General features: G+C 63.8%; 17 protein-coding genes. 3 read left to right on the forward strand and 14 right to left on the reverse strand.

Annotated elements, in window-relative coordinates; all coding sequences use genetic code 11:
- Positions 1 to 16: 16 nt before the first annotated feature.
- The 5 genes from pyrC to ACP7BY_RS02430 form a co-directional block, all read right to left on the reverse strand.
- Entirely contained in the window at positions 17 to 1,120 is a 1,104-nt protein-coding gene (pyrC, locus tag ACP7BY_RS02410) for a dihydroorotase (protein WP_426287978.1), read from the reverse strand.
- Entirely contained in the window at positions 1,107 to 2,828 is a 1,722-nt protein-coding gene (ilvD, locus tag ACP7BY_RS02415) for a dihydroxy-acid dehydratase (protein WP_033964916.1), read from the reverse strand. The genes pyrC and ilvD overlap by 14 nt, the downstream gene beginning before the upstream one ends.
- Before the next feature lie 305 nt (positions 2,829 to 3,133).
- Complete coding sequence (locus ACP7BY_RS02420; RefSeq protein ID WP_171010566.1) at positions 3,134 to 3,601, reverse strand: tellurite resistance TerB family protein; 468 nt, start codon at positions 3,599 to 3,601, stop codon at positions 3,134 to 3,136.
- A 49-nt stretch (positions 3,602 to 3,650) separates the two neighbouring features.
- Positions 3,651 to 3,938 carry a zf-TFIIB domain-containing protein gene (locus ACP7BY_RS02425; protein WP_033964917.1) on the reverse strand — a complete coding sequence of 96 codons (288 nt, stop codon included), beginning with the start codon at positions 3,936 to 3,938 and terminating at the stop codon, positions 3,651 to 3,653.
- Positions 3,938 to 4,927, reverse strand: a complete 990-nt coding sequence (locus ACP7BY_RS02430) for a TerC family protein (RefSeq protein WP_033964919.1) — start codon at positions 4,925 to 4,927, stop codon at positions 3,938 to 3,940. Before ACP7BY_RS02430 ends, ACP7BY_RS02425 begins: the two co-directional genes overlap by 1 nt.
- 448 nt (positions 4,928 to 5,375) lie before the next feature.
- On the opposite strand from ACP7BY_RS02430, the gene ACP7BY_RS02435 reads away from it, so the two are divergent.
- Positions 5,376 to 6,545 (forward strand): serine hydrolase domain-containing protein, encoded by a 1,170-nt coding sequence (locus tag ACP7BY_RS02435; protein ID WP_137903037.1) that lies wholly within the window; start codon positions 5,376 to 5,378, stop codon positions 6,543 to 6,545.
- Between the two features lie 488 nt (positions 6,546 to 7,033).
- A complete protein-coding gene (locus tag ACP7BY_RS02440; RefSeq protein ID WP_081988710.1) occupies positions 7,034 to 7,303 on the forward strand; it encodes a helix-turn-helix transcriptional regulator in 270 nt (89 codons plus the stop codon).
- Here the strand turns inward: ACP7BY_RS02440 and ACP7BY_RS02445 are convergent.
- Both ACP7BY_RS02445 and guaA read right to left on the reverse strand, forming a co-directional pair.
- Positions 7,293 to 8,549 carry a tyrosine-type recombinase/integrase gene (locus ACP7BY_RS02445; protein WP_033964920.1) on the reverse strand — a complete coding sequence of 419 codons (1,257 nt, stop codon included), beginning with the start codon at positions 8,547 to 8,549 and terminating at the stop codon, positions 7,293 to 7,295. The two genes, ACP7BY_RS02440 and ACP7BY_RS02445, sit on opposite strands and share 11 nt — an antisense overlap.
- 318 nt (positions 8,550 to 8,867) lie before the next feature.
- Positions 8,868 to 10,424: a glutamine-hydrolyzing GMP synthase gene (gene guaA, locus ACP7BY_RS02450; protein WP_033964921.1), complete on the reverse strand. Its 1,557-nt coding sequence runs from the start codon at positions 10,422 to 10,424 to the stop codon at positions 8,868 to 8,870.
- A gap of 49 nt (positions 10,425 to 10,473) precedes the next feature.
- On the opposite strand from guaA, the gene ACP7BY_RS02455 reads away from it, so the two are divergent.
- Positions 10,474 to 11,553: a 50S ribosomal protein L11 methyltransferase gene (locus ACP7BY_RS02455; protein ID WP_052192343.1), complete on the forward strand. Its 1,080-nt coding sequence runs from the start codon at positions 10,474 to 10,476 to the stop codon at positions 11,551 to 11,553.
- Between the two features lie 25 nt (positions 11,554 to 11,578).
- On the opposite strand, the gene ACP7BY_RS02460 is transcribed toward ACP7BY_RS02455, so the two are convergent.
- The 7 genes from ACP7BY_RS02460 to ACP7BY_RS02490 form a co-directional block, all read right to left on the reverse strand.
- Complete coding sequence (locus tag ACP7BY_RS02460) at positions 11,579 to 13,705, reverse strand: prolyl oligopeptidase family serine peptidase (RefSeq protein ID WP_033964922.1); 2,127 nt, start codon at positions 13,703 to 13,705, stop codon at positions 11,579 to 11,581.
- Between the two features lie 172 nt (positions 13,706 to 13,877).
- Positions 13,878 to 14,300, reverse strand: coding sequence for a 50S ribosomal protein L17 (gene rplQ / locus ACP7BY_RS02465; protein WP_010403700.1), 423 nt, complete (start codon positions 14,298 to 14,300; stop codon positions 13,878 to 13,880).
- A gap of 171 nt (positions 14,301 to 14,471) precedes the next feature.
- Positions 14,472 to 15,539 carry a DNA-directed RNA polymerase subunit alpha gene (locus ACP7BY_RS02470; protein WP_033964923.1) on the reverse strand — a complete coding sequence of 356 codons (1,068 nt, stop codon included), beginning with the start codon at positions 15,537 to 15,539 and terminating at the stop codon, positions 14,472 to 14,474.
- 95 nt (positions 15,540 to 15,634) lie between these two features.
- Positions 15,635 to 16,024, reverse strand: a complete 390-nt coding sequence (rpsK, locus tag ACP7BY_RS02475) for a 30S ribosomal protein S11 (RefSeq protein ID WP_010164557.1) — start codon at positions 16,022 to 16,024, stop codon at positions 15,635 to 15,637.
- A gap of 55 nt (positions 16,025 to 16,079) precedes the next feature.
- Entirely contained in the window at positions 16,080 to 16,448 is a 369-nt protein-coding gene (gene rpsM, locus ACP7BY_RS02480) for a 30S ribosomal protein S13 (RefSeq protein WP_033964976.1), read from the reverse strand.
- A 166-nt stretch (positions 16,449 to 16,614) separates the two neighbouring features.
- Positions 16,615 to 17,907, reverse strand: coding sequence for a HAMP domain-containing sensor histidine kinase (locus ACP7BY_RS02485; protein WP_249340876.1), 1,293 nt, complete (start codon positions 17,905 to 17,907; stop codon positions 16,615 to 16,617).
- 86 nt (positions 17,908 to 17,993) lie between these two features.
- On the reverse strand, positions 17,994 to 18,686 hold the full coding sequence (locus tag ACP7BY_RS02490) for a response regulator transcription factor (protein ID WP_137903039.1): 693 nt from the start codon (positions 18,684 to 18,686) through the stop codon (positions 17,994 to 17,996).
- Between the last annotated feature and the right edge of the window lie 81 nt (positions 18,687 to 18,767).

The raw sequence follows: 18,767 nt of genomic DNA on the forward strand, positions 1-18,767 counted from the left end.
GTCGGTTGCGGCTGGCTCATGTCGGCGCATCGATCAGTCCCCGATACGTCCAGGCCATGGACGCGCCGGCCTGGAACGGCACGACCTGGTCGCCGGCGGCGGCGAAGACCGATGGGGCCCGCCACGGTGTCCGTTCGAGCACGATCAAGCCCGTGTTGAGCGGCAGGTCGTAGAAGCGGGGACCATGTTCTGACGCGAAAGCTTCGAACCGGTCCAGCGCCCCTTCCTCGTCAAACACTGTCACGTAACTCTGCAGGGCGACGGGCGCGTTGAAGATGCCGGCGCAGCCGCAGGCGGACTCCTTGTCACGGACCGCGTGCGGCGCTGAATCGGTGCCGAGGAAGAACTTCGGGTTTCCCGAGGTCGCCGCGCGTCGCAGCGCCAGACGATGCCGCTCGCGTTTCGCAACCGGCAGGCAGTAGAGATGCGGTCTGATGCCGCCCTCGAACATCGCGTTGCGGTTGATCATCAGGTGGTGCGGCGTGATCGTGGCGCCGACGTTCGGCCCGGCGGCCTCGACGAAGATCACGGCTTCGGCGGTGGTGATGTGTTCGAGGACGATCTTCAGCCCGGGGAATCCTGCAACCACCTTCGCAAGCACGCGGTCGATGAACACGGCCTCACGGTCGAAAACGTCGACGTCGTGGTCCGTGACCTCCCCGTGGAGCAGCAACGGCATCCCCAGGCGCTGCATGACGTCGAGGGCGCCGAAGATGCGAGCCACGTCGGTCACGCCTTGCGCGGCGTTGGTCGTCGCATGGGCAGGGTAGAGCTTTGCCGCGGTGAACACGCCCGACTTGAATCCGCGCTCGATTTCCGCCGGGTCGATGTCGTCGGTCAGATAGGCCGTTATCAGTGGCGTGAAGGCGAGACCCGGCGTGACGGCAGCCTGGATGCGCTCGCGATACGCTTGCGCCGCGGCCACCGTCGTCACCGGCGGATCGAGGTTGGGCATGACGATCGCCCTGGCGAACTGACGGGCGGTCTCGTTGACGACCGCGGCGAGCATCGCGCCGTCGCGCAGATGCACATGCCAGTCGTCGGGCTGGCGAAGGATCAGGCGCTGCGCGGCGGACGACTCCATGTTCTCGGCTGTGGCGCCTGGCTCAGATATCGGCATAGACATGCTCTTCCGCAGCCGCTCCGGGATGAGTCACCGCGCCCTTGCCGGCGGGTCCGACAGTCTGCGCGTAGCGCCACAGCGCTCCTGACTGGAAGGCATGCCGGCGCGGCTGCCACCGCTCACGGCGCGCCGCCAGCTCTTTAGGATCGAGCCGCACAGACAGTGTTCCGCGCTCGGTGTCGATCTCGATCATGTCGCCGTCCTCAATCAGCGCGATCGGGCCGCCGACCGCAGCTTCCGGCCCGACATGCCCGACGCACAGGCCCCGCGTCGCGCCAGAGAAGCGGCCGTCGGTGATCAAGGCCACGTCCTCCCCCATGCCCTGGCCATAGATCGCCGAGGTGGTGGACAGCATCTCGCGCATGCCGGGCCCGCCGCGTGGCCCCTCATAGCGGATGACGAGCACCTCACCCGCCTGGTAGCGCCGGTGCATCACCGCTGCGAAAGCGTCCTCCTCGCGGTCGAACACCCGCGCAGGGCCGCTGAAGGCCAGCCTGCGCAGGCCCGCCACCTTTACGATCGCCCCTTCAGGCGCGAGATTTCCCGAAAGGCCGACCAGGCCCCCGGTCGGCGACAGCGGCCGCGTCGTCGGGTGGACGACGTCCTGATTGTCAGGCACACGCACGCCTTCCAAATTCTCGGCCAAGGTGCGGCCGGTCACGGTCAGACAATCCCCGTGCAGGAAGCCGCCGTCGAGGAGGGCTTTCAGCACCATCGGCACGCCGCCAATGTCGTGCACGTCCTTGGCGAGATAGCGTCCGCCGGGTTTCAGATCGGCGATCAACGGCGTGCGCCGAAACACCGCGGCGACATCGAAAATGTCGAAGGCGATGCCGGCCTCATGCGCCATCGCCGGCAGATGGAGCGCCGCGTTGGTCGATCCGCCGGTTGCGGCGACGACCGCGGCCGCGTTCTCTAGCGCCTGGCGCGTGACGATGTCGCGCGGCCTGAGGCCCCGTGCGAGGAGTGCCATCACCGCGCGACCGGACGCGTCCGCGAAGCGGTCACGCGACTCGTAAGGCGCAGGCGTGCTAGCCGAACCCGGCAGGGCGAGACCGATCGCCTCCGACACATAAGCCATGCTGTTGGCCGTGTATTGACCGCCGCACGAGCCCACCGATGGGCATGCCACCATCTCGAGTTCCGCGAGGTCCGCATCGCTCATCGTTCCGGCGGCGTTGGCGCCGACGGCCTCGAACACGTCGAGCACGGTCACGTCCTTTCCGCGAAACCGACCCGGCAGGATCGAGCCGCCGTAGAGGAATACCGAGGGAACGTTGAGGCGCAACATCGCCATCATCAGCCCCGGCAGGGTCTTGTCGCACCCGGCGAGCCCAACGAGAGCGTCATAGCAATGACCGCGCACGGAGAGTTCGACCGAGTCGGCGATGACCTCGCGGCTGACGAGCGAGGCCTTCATCCCGGCATGACCCATCGCGATGCCGTCGGTGACCGTGATGGTGGTGAACTCGCGCGGCGTGCCGCCGGCCGCCGCTACCCCCTTCTTCACAACCTGCGCCTGGCGGGACAGCGAGATGTTGCACGGCGCCGCCTCATTCCAGGTCGTGACGACGCCGACGAATGGCTGGGCGATCTCTCGGGCTGAAAGGCCCATCGCGTACAGGAACGAGCGATGTGGCGCACGCTCGGGACCCACGGTCGTATGCCGACTCGGCAAGCCCTTCTTGTCCGCATCCGAACCCACCGTCGGCGCTCGACCCTCTTCAACGCCTTCCCGATGATCGTTCAAGATTCGCCCTCTCAGCCACGAAGCCCGCGCGCATCCTGCGGCTTGCTGGCGTCCCGTGACCAGGCTTGTTCCAACCCGCCAGGATCCATGGCGAGACAGTCAGAATTGGCTCGTAGGTTCCGCTGTGCTCAAGGTAGACGCGACGACGCCTTCAGTTGACTACAAAGTTTGCAAGACATCGTTCTGTTTTATGTATCGTCACCCTTGGTCGGTCGCGCAGTTCAGACGTTGAACACGCGTTTGCGCCGACACGTGTCGATCTACGATGCGTCCGCAATACCGAATTCGGCGGCATCGAGCCCAAGGACCTCGCAGATGCGCAGGGCCGCCCGGCGCTCGTCAGCATCAAAGCCGCCATCGGCGGCGGCGATCGCGCAGCATGCCTCGACCAGCAAAGCCGGGTAGCGCGCCGCACCCTTGACCCTAGCGACGGCCTCGAACGCGGCGGCCTCGCCGCCTTTCCGGTCGGAGGTGAACCGCTCGGTCATCGCTTCGAAGGTGGCGGCGACATCGTCGAGTCCGAAGGCGGCGATCGGCTGGAATCCGCGGAGCAAGCCCAGCATCCGATCATGTTCCTCGGTCGTCACCCAGCCGTCAGCGTAGGCGACCAGCGCGCACCCCGCGACGATGCCCTCCATCAGATGCTCGTTCCGCGCCCTGTGAACCTCGTCGCCGAACTCTTCCCAGGAGCGTTTGGAGAAGCGGCCAAGCGAACGTCGATATGGCATGGTCTGTCCTTTCGTGATTGGGCCTTTGGGCGCTGACTGTGATTGCTGGTCAGTCGAAAATGTCGAAGATGCTGGACCGTTTTTTCTTGCGCCGATAGCCGTCGTCATCGTCCCAGTCGCGCTGGCCGTCGTGACGCTGTTCGAACGCTGATCGTGGCGATTGGCCATGCACCGGCCGGTCGTCGGGTTCGGCTTCACGCCCCCCAGCAAGCAGTTTTTCAAGTTCGCCACGATCGAGCCAGACGCCTCGGCAGGTCGGGCAGATGTCGAACTCGATGCCGGACCGCTGTACGGTCTGCATCGATCCGTTGTCGTTGGGGCACAGCAGCAGGGGCATCAGGATTCTCCTGTCAGGGTGGGGACGGGATTGCGGGTGCGCCAGAGGGAATAGGCGATGCCCGAAGCGAGGATCGCGAAGGTGACCCCGAGCGACCAGGCCGGTGGGAACTTTGTAAGTCCGAGCAGGTCAGCGACGAAGATCTTCGAACCGATGAAGATCAGCAGCACCGCCAGCGCCTGCTTCAGATAGGCGAAGCGGTGCAGCACCGCCGCCAGCGCGAAATACAGCGCGCGCAGTCCCAGGATCGCGAAGATATTCGAGGTGTAGACGATGTAGGGATCGGTCGTGATCGCGAAGATCGCCGGCACGGAGTCGACCGCGAAGATCACGTCGGCGATCTCGATCAGGATGAGCGCGAGGAACAACGGCGTCATGTAGCGCACGAGCTTGCCGGTTTTGGGATCGGGCAGCTTCACGAGAAAGCGCTCGCCGTGCAGCTCGTCCGTAACGCGGAAACGGCGGCGGACGAACTTCAGCACCGGGTTGGCGGCTAGGTCCATTTCCTTGTCGCCGAAGGCGAGCATCTTGATGCCGGTTAGGATCAGAAATCCGGCGAACAGGTAGAGCACCCAGCCGAACTCGGCGACGAGCGTTGCCCCGATGCCGATCATGATCGCGCGCAGCACGATCACGCCCAGAATGCCCCAGAACAGCACGCGGTGCTGATACTGGCGCGGCACCGCGAAGAACCCGAAGATCAGCGCGATGACGAAGACGTTGTCGAGCGCGAGGCTCTTCTCGACCACGAAGCCGGTGAGATACTGGATGCCGGCAGTCTCACCCAGCTGCCACCAGACGAGGCCCGCAAATCCTACACCCAGAGCAAGATAGCCTGCCGAAAGCGCTAGGCTCTCGCCGACGCCGATCTCCTTCTGCTTGCGATGCAGGACGCCGAGGTCGAGCGCCAGCAGCACGCCAACTATCGCGACGAAGCCGAGCCACATCCAGGCGGGCTTGCCGAGCCACTCAAGAAACAGAAATTCCAAATACCGCCTCCTTTTACGGAGCGCAGCTCGAGCGGGAGCGGTGAACATCGGACCCGGGCATCGAGCGCACTCGATGCGGTCCGACATCACGATCATCAGGATCGCCAGAGGGGCCCGGCCCGCAATCCGCACATAGGAGCAGTCAAGTGACGTTACAAGAGGACGCCAACAACCGACGCATGAGCAAGCACGCGTCGACACGATTCACGCTTGGCTGTTTAGTTTCGTTGCGGTCAATATGACCTGCGGTTTGCTTGGCCCAGGGTGCCAGCTCCGCTATACTTCGTACGAACGGGCTGGCTACTCGGTGGCGCCTTCGCCTGGATCGCGGGAGGAGCGGATCGTGGTTGGACAGGTTCCGGAAAAACCCCGGCCACGCAAGGCGGCTAACCTATTCTCGTCGCAGTATGCGAAAACCGCGGGCCTATCCAAATCGCGGCTGATTCGAATGCACGACAGCCTTGGCCGCCATGTGGATAGCGGCCAGTTGCCCGGCTTGGTGGCGGTGGTCGCTCGACGAGGCTCGGAGCACGTCGATACCATCGGAACCCTAGGGTTTGACACCGCGGCATCGATGCAGCGCGACACGATCTTCCGCATGGCTTCGGTGACAAAGGTGATCACCGCGGTGGCGACGATGATCCTGGTCGAGGAATGCCGGCTCAGGCTGGACGATCCGGTCGACGAATTCCTCCCGGAGCTGGCGAACCGACAGGTTCTGCGCACGATCAACAGCGCGCTCGAAGACACGGTCCCTGCCACACGCCCAATTACGTTGCGCGACCTGCTGACCTATCGCTCAGGCTATGGTGAAGTCCGGTTTCTCTCGCCTACCTGTCCCCTGCAGGCGGCTATGACCGAGGCCCGCCTGCCGCTCAGCACATTCTACTTTCCGGGAACGCCTGACGAGTATCTGCAGGCGTTGGGACGCCTGCCGCTTGCCAGCCAGCCTGGCGAGCGGTGGCTATATCACGCGAGCGCCGAGATTCTGGGCGTGCTGATCGCGCGTGCGTCCGGCATGCCGCTGTCGGACTTTCTACGGGCGCGCATCTTTGAGCCGCTGGGTATGATCGATAGCGGGTTCACGCTGCCGGAGACCAAGCTCGAGCGGGTGGCGACCTGCTATCAGACGGACTTCGTCACCGGCGTCATCACCCCCCTTGAAGAGGCGCGTGTCGCACTCCTGGCGCAACTCTGCGCGTTCGAATCGGGCGCCGGCGACCAGTTCGTGTCCACCGCCAACGACATGCTCGCATTCGGCCGCATGCTGCTGAACCATGGTGCCTACGGAAAGGAGCGGATCCTGTCCCGATTGTCGATCGAGGCGATGACTACGGACCATTTGACGGCCGACCAAAAAGCGGCGTCGCCATTCTTTCCGAGATTCTGGGGCTCACGCGGCTGGGGGCTCGGCGTTTCGATTGTAACCCGGCGTGACGACGTGGCCAGCGTGCCCGGACGCTACGGCTGGGATGGGGTCTTCAGCACGTCGCTGTACATCGACCCCGTTGAGGACTTGGTCGGCATCCTGATGGCGCAATGCCGACCGGGTGCCCTCGCGCTGCATCCGGTAGTGCTGGATTTCTGGACCTCCGCGTATCAGGCGATCGATGATTGAGTCGGAAGCCTAGCTCAGATGGATAATCGTCAGGTCCTCAGCGGAAATCTGGGGGGGGACGAATCGCCAGACCTATGCGGCTCAATGCCGATCGCGCGAAACGGGGGCGAGCCGACTCTGGTGTTTCTTCATTGGTATCTCATCCGCCAACTCGTCGATCACCGGGGACGCCGGCGATCGTTGCCTTGGCAGTCCTCCGCGAAACGTTAACTGGTGGTGCGGGTGGCCGGGGTCGAACCGGCACTCCTCTCGGAACTGGATTTTGAAGTGGATCGTGTGGTCAAACGGGCTAAATTTCCACGGACGGCGACTCTTCGAATATGAGCCGAAGGCTGAGTGTACGCTCTTGGACGACACCTGCCCTCCGGGACCACCCGTCCAATTTGCACGCTACGGCCCGATATTTCCGCACACGTTCACGCCGGGGCTTCAAAGCGGAAGATCTATCGCCTTCTATCTTCACAAGAGCAAAAGCGTGGAGATAGAGTATGAGTGCTGCCCCGCATGTCGCCCGCAGAACAATTCGTCGGCAGCAGTTGCGGGAGATCGTGCCGCTTGCCGACAGCACGATCTACGATATGGAGCAGCGAGGAGAGTTCCCGCAGCGCTTCTATCTCACCTCGCGCTGCGTCGTCTGGGACTTAGCAGAGGTCGAAGCCTGGCTCGACACTCGACGCCACGCCTCTCGGGCTAACACCGCTAAGCGCGCTCCCTGTCCCGATGTGAGATTGCGCCGTTCGCGGCCCGTCAAACACTAGGCTCAAGCTCAAGCAGCTCCATCGTGGCGGGGAGCAAAGTCGGAACATACTTCCGCCCCAAGACCCAGGCGTCCACCAGATTGGACCACTCCTGCATCATGTGCCGGCGTTGATGCTCGTACTCCGCCTTGTTGTAGACACCCCGCGAGGACCTTCCGTCTTCGTGCGCCAGGCACTTCTCGATCCAGTCACTGTTGAAGCCGAGCTCATTCAACAGGGTCGAGCCTGTGCGTCGAAGATCGTGAACAGTGAAGGATTCGAGTGGCAGCCCCTCCTTTTTCGCTCTGACAACGACTGCGGTCGTGATCCGGTTGAACGTCGCCCGCGACATCGGAGCGTCAGCGTCATATCGCGACGGAAGGACATACCGCGAGTTGCCCGCGCAAGTTTTCAGGGCGATGAAGATGTCGACGGCCTGCTGTGACAGGTAGACATTGTGTGCCTTCGACCGCTTCATTCGCTCCTTGGGTATCGCCCAGACGGCGTTCTCGAAATCGACCTCATCCCAAGTCGCGTCCTGCAGTTCGCTTTTCCGGACCATCGTCAGAAGGAAGAGCTTCATCCCCAGCCTTACAGTCGGCAGGGTCGGTACATGCTCGAGTTGACCGAGCATGATGCGTATCTCCGCAGGAGACAGCGAACGGTCTTTCGATACGAAGGTCGCGATGGACGCGGGCCCAACTTCATCTGCCGGATTCGCGACCTTCTCGCCATGCAAGATCGCGAACGCAAAGATCAGCTTCACGATGTCCCGCACATGGACGGCCGTGGCTGGAGCCCCGCGTTCTTTCACTTTCCCGCACATCATGCGGAGATCGTCGGGCATGATCTCTGTCAGAAGCCTGTTTCGAAACGTCGGCAAGATGTCGCGCTCATAGATCGAGCGCCGCATGGCGCGTGTACTCTCTGCCATGCGCGACTCCTGGAACCATTTTTCGCCGAACTCGCCGAACCGCTTCGCCTCCTTCAGCCGCCGCTTGTGATGCTGCTTCTCTTGAGCAGGGGACCGGCCCTCTGAAATGGCCCGCTTCGCATCGATCAGCTTCTCGCGAGCCCTGGCAAGCGAGAGGCCATCTGGGCCGTATCGGCCGAGCGTCAGCGTCTCGCGACGTCCGTTGAGGCGGTAGTCATATCGGAACACGATCGCCCCCGACGGCTGCACCACAACGTACATACCGTCACGATCGCTCACCTTGTATAATTTTTTCTGTGATCTCAGTGCCTTAATCGCAGCGTCAGTGAGCATGGGGGCCTCCAAAACCGTGCAAAAACTGGAGAGAGGCGCCAATTATACCGTCAGGCCAAAACAGGTGATGCTAGAAGCATGATTCCCGTTTTATATCAGCCTTCTAGTGCCAGAAAAAATACCGTCAGCAGCTCTCTTAACCCTGACGGTATCGCAAAATCCCAGGTCGGACAAGTTTCCCCATACCGTCTGCTATACCGTCAAATCGGAGCAATGCCCCTCGATAGAGAGCGATAGACGCTGATACGATTATCGTTATATTTCAATGTTTTATGTCGTGTTGGAGCGTACAAACGGATACTGTCGGAGGGGCAGAAATCATTCCCACTCGATCGTGCCGGGCGGCTTGCTCGTATAGTCATAGGTAACGCGGTTGATGCCCTTGACCTCGTTGACGATCCGCGTCGCCACGCGCGGCAGGAAGTCACCCGGGAACTGGAATGCCTCGGCGGTCATGCCATCGGTCGAGGTGACGGCGCGCAGCGCCAGCACATTGTCATAGGTGCGCCCGTCGCCCATCACGCCGACGCTGCGCACCGGCAGCAGCACCGCGAACGCCTGCCAGATCGTGTCGTAGAGGCCCGCCGCGCGGATTTCCTCGAGATAGATCGCATCGGCCTTGCGCAGGATGTCGCAGCGTTCCTTGGTCACTTCGCCCGGAATGCGGATCGCGAGGCCCGGCCCGGGGAACGGATGCCGCCCGACAAACGCTTCGGTCAGCCCCAATTCGCGGCCCAGCGCGCGCACTTCGTCCTTGAACAGTTCGCGCAGCGGCTCGACCAACTGCATGTTCATCCGCGCGGGCAGGCCGCCGACATTGTGGTGGCTCTTGATCGTCACCGACGGGCCACCGGTGAAGCTCACGCTTTCGATCACGTCGGGGTAGAGCGTGCCTTGCGCGAGGAAATCGGCCCCGCCCACCTTTTTGGCCTCGGCCTCGAAGATATCGATGAACGCCGCGCCGATGAACTTGCGCTTGGCCTCGGGATCGGTGACGCCCGCCAGCCCTTCGAGGAAGGTCGCCTCGGCATCCACATGCACCAGCGGGATGTTGTAATGGTTGCGGAACAGCGAGACGACTTGCTCGGCCTCGCCGCTGCGCATCAGGCCGTGATCGACGAACACGCAGGTGAGTTGCGCGCCAATCGCCTCATGGATCAACACGGCGGCGACCGCACTGTCGACACCGCCCGACAGGCCGCAAATCACCCGCCCCTTGCCCACCTGCGCGCGGATCTCGGCGATCTTGGCGGCGCGGAATTCGGCCATCGTCCAGTCACCGGTCAGGCCGCAGACGTGCCGCGCGAAATTGGCGATCAGCTTGGCGCCATCGGGCGTGTGCGCCACTTCCATGTGGAATTGCGTGGCGTAATATTTGCGCGCTTCGTCCGCGACGACCGCGATCGGCGAACCGGGGCTGACCGCGACCGGGCGGAAGCCGGGGGCGAGCGCGGTCACCTTGTCGCCATGGCTCATCCACACAGTGTGCTTTTCGCCCGGCTGCCACACGCCGTCGAACAGCGCGCAATGGTCGGTCACTTCGATTACGGCATGACCGAACTCGCCACTTTCGCCGAGCGTCACGCTGCCGCCCAACTGGTGCATCAGCACTTGCTGGCCATAGCAAATGCCCATGATCGGCACGCCGCTATCGAGAATCGCCTGCGGGATACGCGGCGATCCTTCCTCCAGAACCGAAGCCGGGCTGCCCGAGAGGATCACGCCTTTGGGGCTCATCCGGGCGAAGGCCGCATCGGCGGTGGTGAAGGGAGCGATCTCGCTGTAGACGCCAGCCTCACGCACGCGCCGCGCGATCAATTGCGTTACCTGGCTGCCGAAATCGACGATGAGGATGGAGTCGGTCTGATGGGTCATGCGGCCAGATAGCAGATACGCGCGGCGGGGGAAGAGCTTTGGAAACGGCATGAACAACAAGCGAGGCATGAAAGCGGTAGCGCGCGCCGGTTTCGAACCGATGGTGGAGGCCGCCGGGCGGGACGGGCGCAAACTCGCCGCGCTCGCCGGGCTTGCATCGAAGATCGGACTGCGCGGCCGGGTTTTTCCGCTGGCGACCGAAGCCCGCGCGCTCGCCCCCGATGACGGGGAGGTCGCCGCGCGCACTCAGCAATTGATTGGGCAAAGCGTGCCGCGCTGGCATTTCAATATGCTGCGCGACGAACCGCGCAACGCCGCTTTCGATGCCGCAATCCGGCGAGCGGTGACGCCGGGCACGCATGTGCTCGATATCGGCGCGGGCAGCGGCCTGCTGTCGATGATGGCCGCGCGCGCCGGCGCGGGGCGCGTTGTTGCGTGCGAGGAAAACCCCGCAATCGCCGATTCCGCGACGCGCATCGTCGCCGCCAATGGCTATGCCGACCGTATTCGCGTCGTCACCGGCAATTCGACCGAACTTGATCTCGAATCCGATCTCGAGGGCCGCGCCGATGTGATCGTGTCCGAAATCGTCTCGAACAACCTGCTCGCCGAAGGTGTGCTGAACACGCTGGCGGATGCGGCATCGCGGTTGCTGGCTCCCGGCGGGCAGATGATCCCACAGGGCGGCGCAGTGATGGTCGCGTTGGCCAATTGGAGCGGAGCGGCTCAAACCCACATGGCGGAGGTCGCCGGGTTCGATCTCGACGGGTTCAACACGCTGGCGCAGGTGCCGCGCAACGTCGCAGTCAGCGACGCGACGCTCTCACTACACAGCGCGCCCGCCGCCTTGTTGGCGTTCGATTTCACCGGCAAGGCCGCGCGCGAGCCGCACCGTGCCGAAACGACGCTGGTCAGCGACGGCACGCCCGTCTGCGGGATCGTGCAGTGGATCCGGCTCGATCTCGACGCCGAGGGCACCTATGAGAACCGCCCGGGCCCCGCCGCCAAATCGCATTGGGGTGCGCAATTCTATCCGTTCGACACGCCGCTCGATCTTCCAGCGGGCACCCCGGTGCGGATCGCCGGGGTGCATGACGGCAACCAATTGCTGGTGTGGCGGGAGGGGTAAGCCTCCCCCCACCCTGCCGCGCGGCTTACTCGACCGGCTTGACCGTCAGCCCCGTCCACTTCGCCGCGAACGCCCAGGCGTCGGCGGTTTCGGCGATCACCTTGTCGGTCGGCTTGCCCGAGCCATGGCCTGCGCGCGTCTCGATCCGCACCAGCCGCGGCTTCGGCCCCAGATCGAGCGATTGCAGCATCGCAGTATATTTGAAGGTATGCCCCGGCACGACGCGGTCGTCGGTATCGGCGGTCTCGGCCAGGATCGCCGGGTACGCCTTGCCCGCGCGGATATTGTGATAGGGCGAATAGGCGTAGAGCGTCTTGAAATCGGCTTCCTTCGAGGGATAGCCATAGTCATCGACCCAATAGCGCCCGGCGGTGAAGCGGTCGAAGCGCAGCATATCCATCACGCCCACTGCGGGCAGCGCCGCCGCGAACAGGTCCGGCCGCTGATTGGTCACCGCGCCCACCAGCAAGCCGCCATTCGATCCGCCCTGGATGGCAAGCTGGTCCGTACCGGTTATGCCTTGCGCCTTCAGATATTCGCCCGCGGCGATGAAGTCGTCGAACACATTCTGCTTGTTGGCCAGGCGACCGCCATCGTGCCACGCCTTGCCATATTCGCCACCGCCGCGAATGTTCGCGACCGCCAGCACCCCGCCCTGCTCCAGCCACGCCAGCCGCGTCGCCGAGAACGCTGGCGTCACCGAAATGTTGAAGCCGCCATAAGCGTAGAGCAGCGTCGGGGCCGGTCCGGTGACATCACTGCGCCGGACGATGAACATCGGCACCTGCGTGCCGTCCTTCGACGCGTAGAAGCGCTGCTCGACCGTGTAACGCGCCGGATCGAACGCCACCTTCGGCGCGGCCCATGGCGTCGCCTGCCCGGTGGTCACGTCATAGCGATAGATCGTCGTCGGCGTGGCGAAGCTGGTGAAGGCAAAGAAGGTCTCGGGATCGCCCTCCTCGCCGCCAAAGCCCCCGGCCGCGCCGATGCCAGGCAGCGGCACTACGCCATCTGGCTTGCCCTCCAGCGTGTAGCGGCGAATCTCGCTCTTCACGTCGGCGAGGTAGGACACCAGCAACTTACCACCGACCAGCGAGGCACCGGCGAGCACATCCTTGCCCTGCGCCACGAGTTCCTGCTCGGGCACTTCGGCCGAGCGCGCGTAAAGATTGGTCGCGACGATCCGGCCGCGCGGCGCATTCTTGTTGGTCACCCAATAGAAATTCCCGCCGACATTGCCCGCCAGGCTCCACTCATAGTCCAGCCCCTTGAAGATCGTGCGCGGCACCGGCGTGGGCGCGGTCAGATCGATGACGGTGATCTGATAGCGGTTGTCGGTGCCTTCATGCGTCGTGATGACCAGCCATTTGCCGTCATCGGTCACTTGCGCGGTGTGGCCGAGCTTGGGGCTCTCGGGCGTGGCGTAGATCAGCGGGTCGGCCGCCTGCGCGGTGCCGAGCTTGTGGAAGTAGATTTGCTGGTTCTCGTTCAGCGCCTGGAACTTCGCCCCCGCCGCCGGTGCTGCGAAGCGCGAATAATAGAAGCCCGAGCCATCCTTAGCCCAGGCCAGGCCGGAGAATTTCACCCACTCGATCGTGTCCGAAACCGCTCCGGTGGCCACGTCGAGGACCTTGACCGTGCGCCAGTCGGTGCCGCCATCCTGCACCGCATAAGCGAGCTTCTTGCCGTCCTCGGACGGGCTCCACTCGGCGAGCGCGGTCGCGCCGTCATTCGACCAGCCATTGGGGTCGATCAACACCCGCCCGGCACCGTCAACGCTGTCGCGCACATACAGTACCGCCTGGTTCTGCAGGCCGCTATTGTGGGTATAGAAATAGTGGCCGCCCTTCTTCACCGGCACGCCGAAACGCTCATAATCGAGCAATGTCTTCAACCGCGCCGCAAAGATGTCGCGGCCGGGCAGCGTCGCCAGATAGGCGTTGGTGACGGCATTCTCGTCCGCCACCCATTTCGCGACCTCGGCATCGGTGCGCACATCGTTTTCGAGCCAGCGATACGGATCGGCGACCTTCACGCCGAACTGTTCGTCGGTCTGGGTCACGCGGCGGGTTTCGGGATATTGCATGGTCTGGGCCTGTAGTTGCGCGGGAGCCGCGAGAACGAGAGCGATCAGCGGCAGGGTTAAGCGCATGTAGGGCTCCAAAACGAAAAAAGGAGCCGCACTCTACCGAGTGCGGCTCCTTTCTCAATCTCTTGATCGCATCACCCGCTACATCCGCGTCGTGGCGAAGCCACGCCGTCGAACGGCGCTTTATGCGCCGTCGGCCGGACGAGGCGAAAAGCGGTGCTTAGCTACGCTAAGCTCATGCCGCCTCGTCATACTCACCGTCATTCAGCACCGGGCCCGAATCCTGGCCCTTGGCGCTGACGTCGCGGTCGACGAATTCGATGATCGCCATCGGCGATGCGTCCGACAAGCGGATGCCGGCCTTGATGATGCGGGTGTAGCCGCCGTTACGATCGGCATAGCGCGTCGCCAGAACGTCGAACAGCTTAACCAGCTGCGCATCGTCGAGCAGCCGGGCGTGCGCCAGGCGACGGTTGGACAGGCCACCCTTCTTCGCCAGCGTGATCAGCTTTTCAACGTAAGGACGCAGTTCCTTCGCCTTGGCGACGGTGGTGGTGATCTGCTCGTGCTTGATGAGGGCAGCGGACATGTTGCGGAACAACGCAATGCGATGTGCCGAGGTACGCTGCAGTTTACGACCGCCTACGCGATGACGCATGATAATTTCCTTCGTTCGTTAAGGGGCCGTTTGACGGAACCCCAGACCAGGTGGGGACGGTTCGCCCACCCAAATGACCGTCACCCCGGCGAAGGCCGGAGCCGTTTCGTTATGGGGCACTCGCTCCGCACTTGCGCGAGGCAGCCCCGGCTTTCGCCGGGGCGACGTGCCTTAGCCCATAATCTCTTGTTCAAGCTTCTTGGCCATCTCTTCGATGTTCTCAGGCGGCCAGCCCGGGATTTCCATGCCGAGGCGCAGCCCCATCGAGGAGAGCACTTCCTTGATCTCGTTGAGCGACTTGCGGCCGAAGTTCGGCGTGCGCAGCATCTCGGCTTCGGTCTTCTGGACCAGATCGCCGATATAGATGATGTTGTCGTTCTTGAGGCAGTTGGCCGAGCGCACCGACAGTTCGAGCTCGTCGACCTTCTTGAGCAGGTAGCGGTTGATCTGCTGCGTGTCGCCAGCGACTTCGCCACCGGTCGCCGCCGGGGCAGCATGGCCGATCGGGGCTGCGCGCGTGACCGACGAATCATCGAAGTGCACGAACAAAGCGAGCTGGTCCTGCAGAATGCGACCGGCATAGCCAACCGCGTCCTCAGGTGTGATCGTGCCGTCGGTCTCGACCGTCAGCGTCAGCTTGTCATAATCGAGTTCCTGCCCGACGCGGGTGTTCTCGACCTTGTAGCTGACCTGCTTGACCGGCGAATACAGCGCATCGACCGGGATCAGGCCGATCGGCGCATCTGCCGGACGGTTGGCAACCGCTGCGACATAGCCTTTACCGACATCGGCGGTCAGTTCCATGTTCAGCGTCGCGCCATCGTCGAGGTGGCACAGCACCAGCTGCGGGTTCATCACTTCGATGTCGCCCGAAACCGCAATGTCGCCCGCCTTGACCGGGCCAGGGCCCGTTGCCGAAAGCTGAAGCCGCTTCGGCCCCTCGCCCTGCATGCGCAGCGCGATTTGCTTCACGTTCAGCACGATGTCGGTTACGTCCTCGCGAACGCCCGCGAGCGAGGAGAATTCATGCAGAACGTTCTCGATCTTGATCGAGGTGACGGCCGCACCCTGCAGCGAGGACAGCAGCACGCGACGCAGCGCGTTGCCCAGCGTCAGGCCGAAGCCACGCTCCAGCGGCTCGGCGATGAAGGTCGCCTTGCGCTTGCCGTCTCCGCCGGGCTTCTTTTCGAGGCCGGACGGCTTCTTCAATTCCTGCCAGTTCTTTGCATTGACGGACATAGGCTATCCCTTGGTTTTGGGCCGGAATGGGGCAATCCCGGCCATATATGAATCGAACCGTGCAGCGCGATCAACCGCGCACGGTCGAGACGAAGTCAGACGCGACGACGCTTGGACGGGCGGACGCCGTTGTGCGGGATCGAGGTCACGTCGCGGATCGAAGTGATCTGGAAGCCGACGGCCTGCAATGCGCGCAGCGCCGACTCACGGCCCGAACCGGGGCCCTTCACTTCGACTTCGAGCGTGCGGACGCCATGTTCGGCGGCCTTCTTGCCGGCGTCTTCCGCTGCGACCTGCGCGGCGTACGGCGTCGACTTGCGCGAGCCCTTGAAGCCCATCGCCCCTGCCGACGACCAGCTGATCGCGTTGCCCTGGGCATCGGTGATCGTGATCATCGTGTTGTTGAAGCTTGCGTTCACATGGGCAACGCCCGAGGTGATGTTCTTGCGTTCGCGGCGCTTAATGCGCTGTGGTTCACGTGCCATTGTCTGTCCCTAATCCTTCGTCGAGGAGCGAGCCGCGGTCACCCGCGGCTCAAGCTCACTTCTTCTTACCGGCGATCGGCTTGGCCTTGCCCTTGCGAGTGCGCGCATTGGTATGCGTGCGCTGGCCACGAACCGGCAGGCCCTTGCGATGACGCAGGCCGCGATAGCAGGCCAGATCCATCAGGCGCTTGATGTTCATCGCAACCTGGCGACGAAGATCACCCTCGACGGTATAGTCGGCGTCGATGGTCTCGCGGATGTGGAGGACTTCCTGGTCGGTCAGGTCCTGCACGCGCGCGGTCAGCGGGATGCCGAGCTTGGTGACGATTTCCTTGGCCTTGGTGTCGCCAATGCCGTGAATGTAGGTGAGCGCAATAACAACGCGCTTGTTGGTCGGGATGTTGACCCCGGCGATACGTGCCATGAACTTGTTCTCCTGCTCCACAGGGTGCGCATGGCTGCGGACCCCATCTCATCGCGTTGCCTACCGTAACGCACGACACCGGCGAGCGCAAACATGCGCCGCCGGAGACCGGTGTTTCGGAATGGAAGTGCGTTAAGACCCGACTCACCTGCTGTCAAGCGCCCGATCACGCCGTCAGTGGGATGACGATCGCCACGATCAGGCCGGGCGCGTGGTCGCCCAGTTCCAGACGCCCGCCATGCAGCCGGGCGACCGCCTCGACCAGCGCCATGCCGAGCCCCGCCCCCGGCACACTGCGCGCGACATCCAGCCGCCCGAACCGACGCAGCGCCTGCGCACGGTCAGCCTCGGCGATGCCTGGGCCGCGATCGGCAACCTGAAAGCGCGCTTCGTCCGGACCGATCACCAGCCCGAGCCGGATCTCCCCACCCTGTGCCGCATGGCGCAGTGCATTGTCGATCAAATTGGCGATCGCCTGCGTCATCAACTCGCGGTGCAGCACGATCTGCGGCGGGTGCGCCTCAATCCCGACCTCGAACCGCATGCCGGAATCTTCGATCACCGGGCCGTAAAGCTCGGCAATCTCCTCCATCAACGCGGCCGGGTCGATCGGTGCCAGACGGTCGCGCGGGACCGATTCGGCGCGCGTGATCTCGATCATCGTCGACAGCATCCGCATCACCAGATCGGTCTCGATCAGCAGCCCGCCCATCGCCGCCTCGCGCTGTGCCGGATCGGCCTGCAGCACCGCCACCTCGGCCTTGGCGCGCAACCGCGCGAGCGGAGACCGCAAATCGTGCGCCAGGCCATCGGTGACGATCCGCAATTCGGTCATCAGCCGTTCGGTCTTGTCGAGCATCGCGTTGAGCCGTGTCGCCAGTCGGTCGAACGCGTCGCCACCCCCCGGATGCCCGGCCGCCGGATTGACCACGCGGCGCGACAGGTCGCCGCTGGCCACCCCTTCGATCACATCGGCAACCCGGTCAAGCCGCCGCCCGACATAGCGGGTCACAATCAGCCCGCCGCCAATGCCAAGAGCCAGCGACAGCAGCATCGCCGCAGCAAGCGCGCGCTCGATCCCCTGTTGTTCCTGCTCCCAATCGTCGAGCAAGCGCCCGCTGACCAATCGGTACGGGCCGACCTCGCGCACCGCATACCCCGCCTCGCGCTCCAGCCACGGGCTTGAATCCCCCATGCGTCCGATGCGGAAGATGGTGGGTGCCGGTGCCCCGCTGCCGACGATCGCCGGGCCGATGCCAGCAACGCGCCGCCCATCAGCAGCGATCACCGCGACGATGCGCGAACGATCTCCATTTGCGCGCCCCTCGTCGATCGTCCGCGCCAGCGCGGGGAGGCCGCCGGCGCGATAGATCGCCACCAGCCCCTCCGATTCCTCGACAGTATCGCGGCGCAACTCGTCGATCGCCTGGTCGCGGACAAGCTTCCAGACGAACGCCACCAGTGCGACATTGGAGGTGAGCCCCAGCAGAATTGCCAGCAGCGCAATACGCGCGGTTACCGACAGGCGGGACGACAGGGAAATGGCTATGGCTCGACCGAGAGCCGATACCCGGCCCCACGCACGGTGTGCAGGATCGGCGCGGCGAAGCCCTCCTCGAGCTTGCGACGCAACCGCCCGATATGCACATCGACCACGTTCGATCCGGGATCGAAATGATAGTTCCAGATCTTCTCCAACATCATCGTGCGCGTGACCACTTGTCCGGCATGGCGCGCGAGATATTCGAGGAGATTGAATTCGCGCGCGCCAAGCTGAATTGGCCGCCCCGCGCGGGCGACTGTGCGCCCGAGCAAGTCGATTTCCAGATCACCGACTGACAAGCGCGTCGCCTGCCCCTCCCCCGCACCACGATCGACGCGGCGGAAGATCGCATCGATGCGCGCGGTCAGCTCGGCGAAGGAAAACGGCTTCACCAAATAATCGTCGGCACCGGCATTCAATCCGTCGATCCGGTCGTCGACAGTCCCCAACGCTGAGAGAATCAAGGTCGGCGTGCGCACCCCGGCCGCGCGAATCGCGCCGAGCATCGCAATGCCGTTCAGCCCCGGCAACATGCGATCGGCGATGATGAGATCGAAAATGCCCTCGCTCGCCAGAAACAATCCGTCGCGCCCATCGGAGCAGGATTCGACCGCAAAGCCCGCCTCGCTCAAGCCCTTGGCGAGATAGGCGGAGGTGGAGCTATCGTCCTCAACGATCAGAATCTTGCGGGTCACAGGCGGCATTCCGGGCGGTTTCCTCGTGCCTAGAATGAAATGAGGCCGACGGAAAGCATGCCTTCCGCCGGCCAACGACAC

The sequence above is a fragment of the Sphingomonas sp. PSPC2-2 genome (assembly GCF_049897725.1).
In the GTDB taxonomy this organism is placed as follows: domain Bacteria; phylum Pseudomonadota; class Alphaproteobacteria; order Sphingomonadales; family Sphingomonadaceae; genus Sphingomonas.

What these genes read in the sequence shown, in the direction of transcription:
- pyrC (WP_426287978.1), bottom strand. Translation starts at nt 1,120, where the DNA reads ATGCCGATATCTGAGCCAGGCGCCACAGCCGAGAACATGGAGTCGTCC.
- ACP7BY_RS02420 (WP_171010566.1), bottom strand. Translation starts at nt 3,601, where the DNA reads ATGCCATATCGACGTTCGCTTGGCCGCTTCTCCAAACGCTCCTGGGAA.
- ACP7BY_RS02425 (WP_033964917.1), bottom strand. Translation starts at nt 3,938, where the DNA reads ATGCCCCTGCTGCTGTGCCCCAACGACAACGGATCGATGCAGACCGTA.
- ACP7BY_RS02435 (WP_137903037.1), top strand. Translation starts at nt 5,376, where the DNA reads ATGCACGACAGCCTTGGCCGCCATGTGGATAGCGGCCAGTTGCCCGGC.
- ACP7BY_RS02440 (WP_081988710.1), top strand. Translation starts at nt 7,034, where the DNA reads ATGAGTGCTGCCCCGCATGTCGCCCGCAGAACAATTCGTCGGCAGCAG.
- ACP7BY_RS02445 (WP_033964920.1), bottom strand. Translation starts at nt 8,549, where the DNA reads ATGCTCACTGACGCTGCGATTAAGGCACTGAGATCACAGAAAAAATTA.
- guaA (WP_033964921.1), bottom strand. Translation starts at nt 10,424, where the DNA reads ATGACCCATCAGACCGACTCCATCCTCATCGTCGATTTCGGCAGCCAG.
- ACP7BY_RS02455 (WP_052192343.1), top strand. Translation starts at nt 10,474, where the DNA reads ATGAACAACAAGCGAGGCATGAAAGCGGTAGCGCGCGCCGGTTTCGAA.
- ACP7BY_RS02460 (WP_033964922.1), bottom strand. Translation starts at nt 13,705, where the DNA reads ATGCGCTTAACCCTGCCGCTGATCGCTCTCGTTCTCGCGGCTCCCGCG.
- rplQ (WP_010403700.1), bottom strand. Translation starts at nt 14,300, where the DNA reads ATGCGTCATCGCGTAGGCGGTCGTAAACTGCAGCGTACCTCGGCACAT.
- ACP7BY_RS02470 (WP_033964923.1), bottom strand. Translation starts at nt 15,539, where the DNA reads ATGTCCGTCAATGCAAAGAACTGGCAGGAATTGAAGAAGCCGTCCGGC.
- rpsK (WP_010164557.1), bottom strand. Translation starts at nt 16,024, where the DNA reads ATGGCACGTGAACCACAGCGCATTAAGCGCCGCGAACGCAAGAACATC.
- rpsM (WP_033964976.1), bottom strand. Translation starts at nt 16,448, where the DNA reads ATGGCACGTATCGCCGGGGTCAACATCCCGACCAACAAGCGCGTTGTT.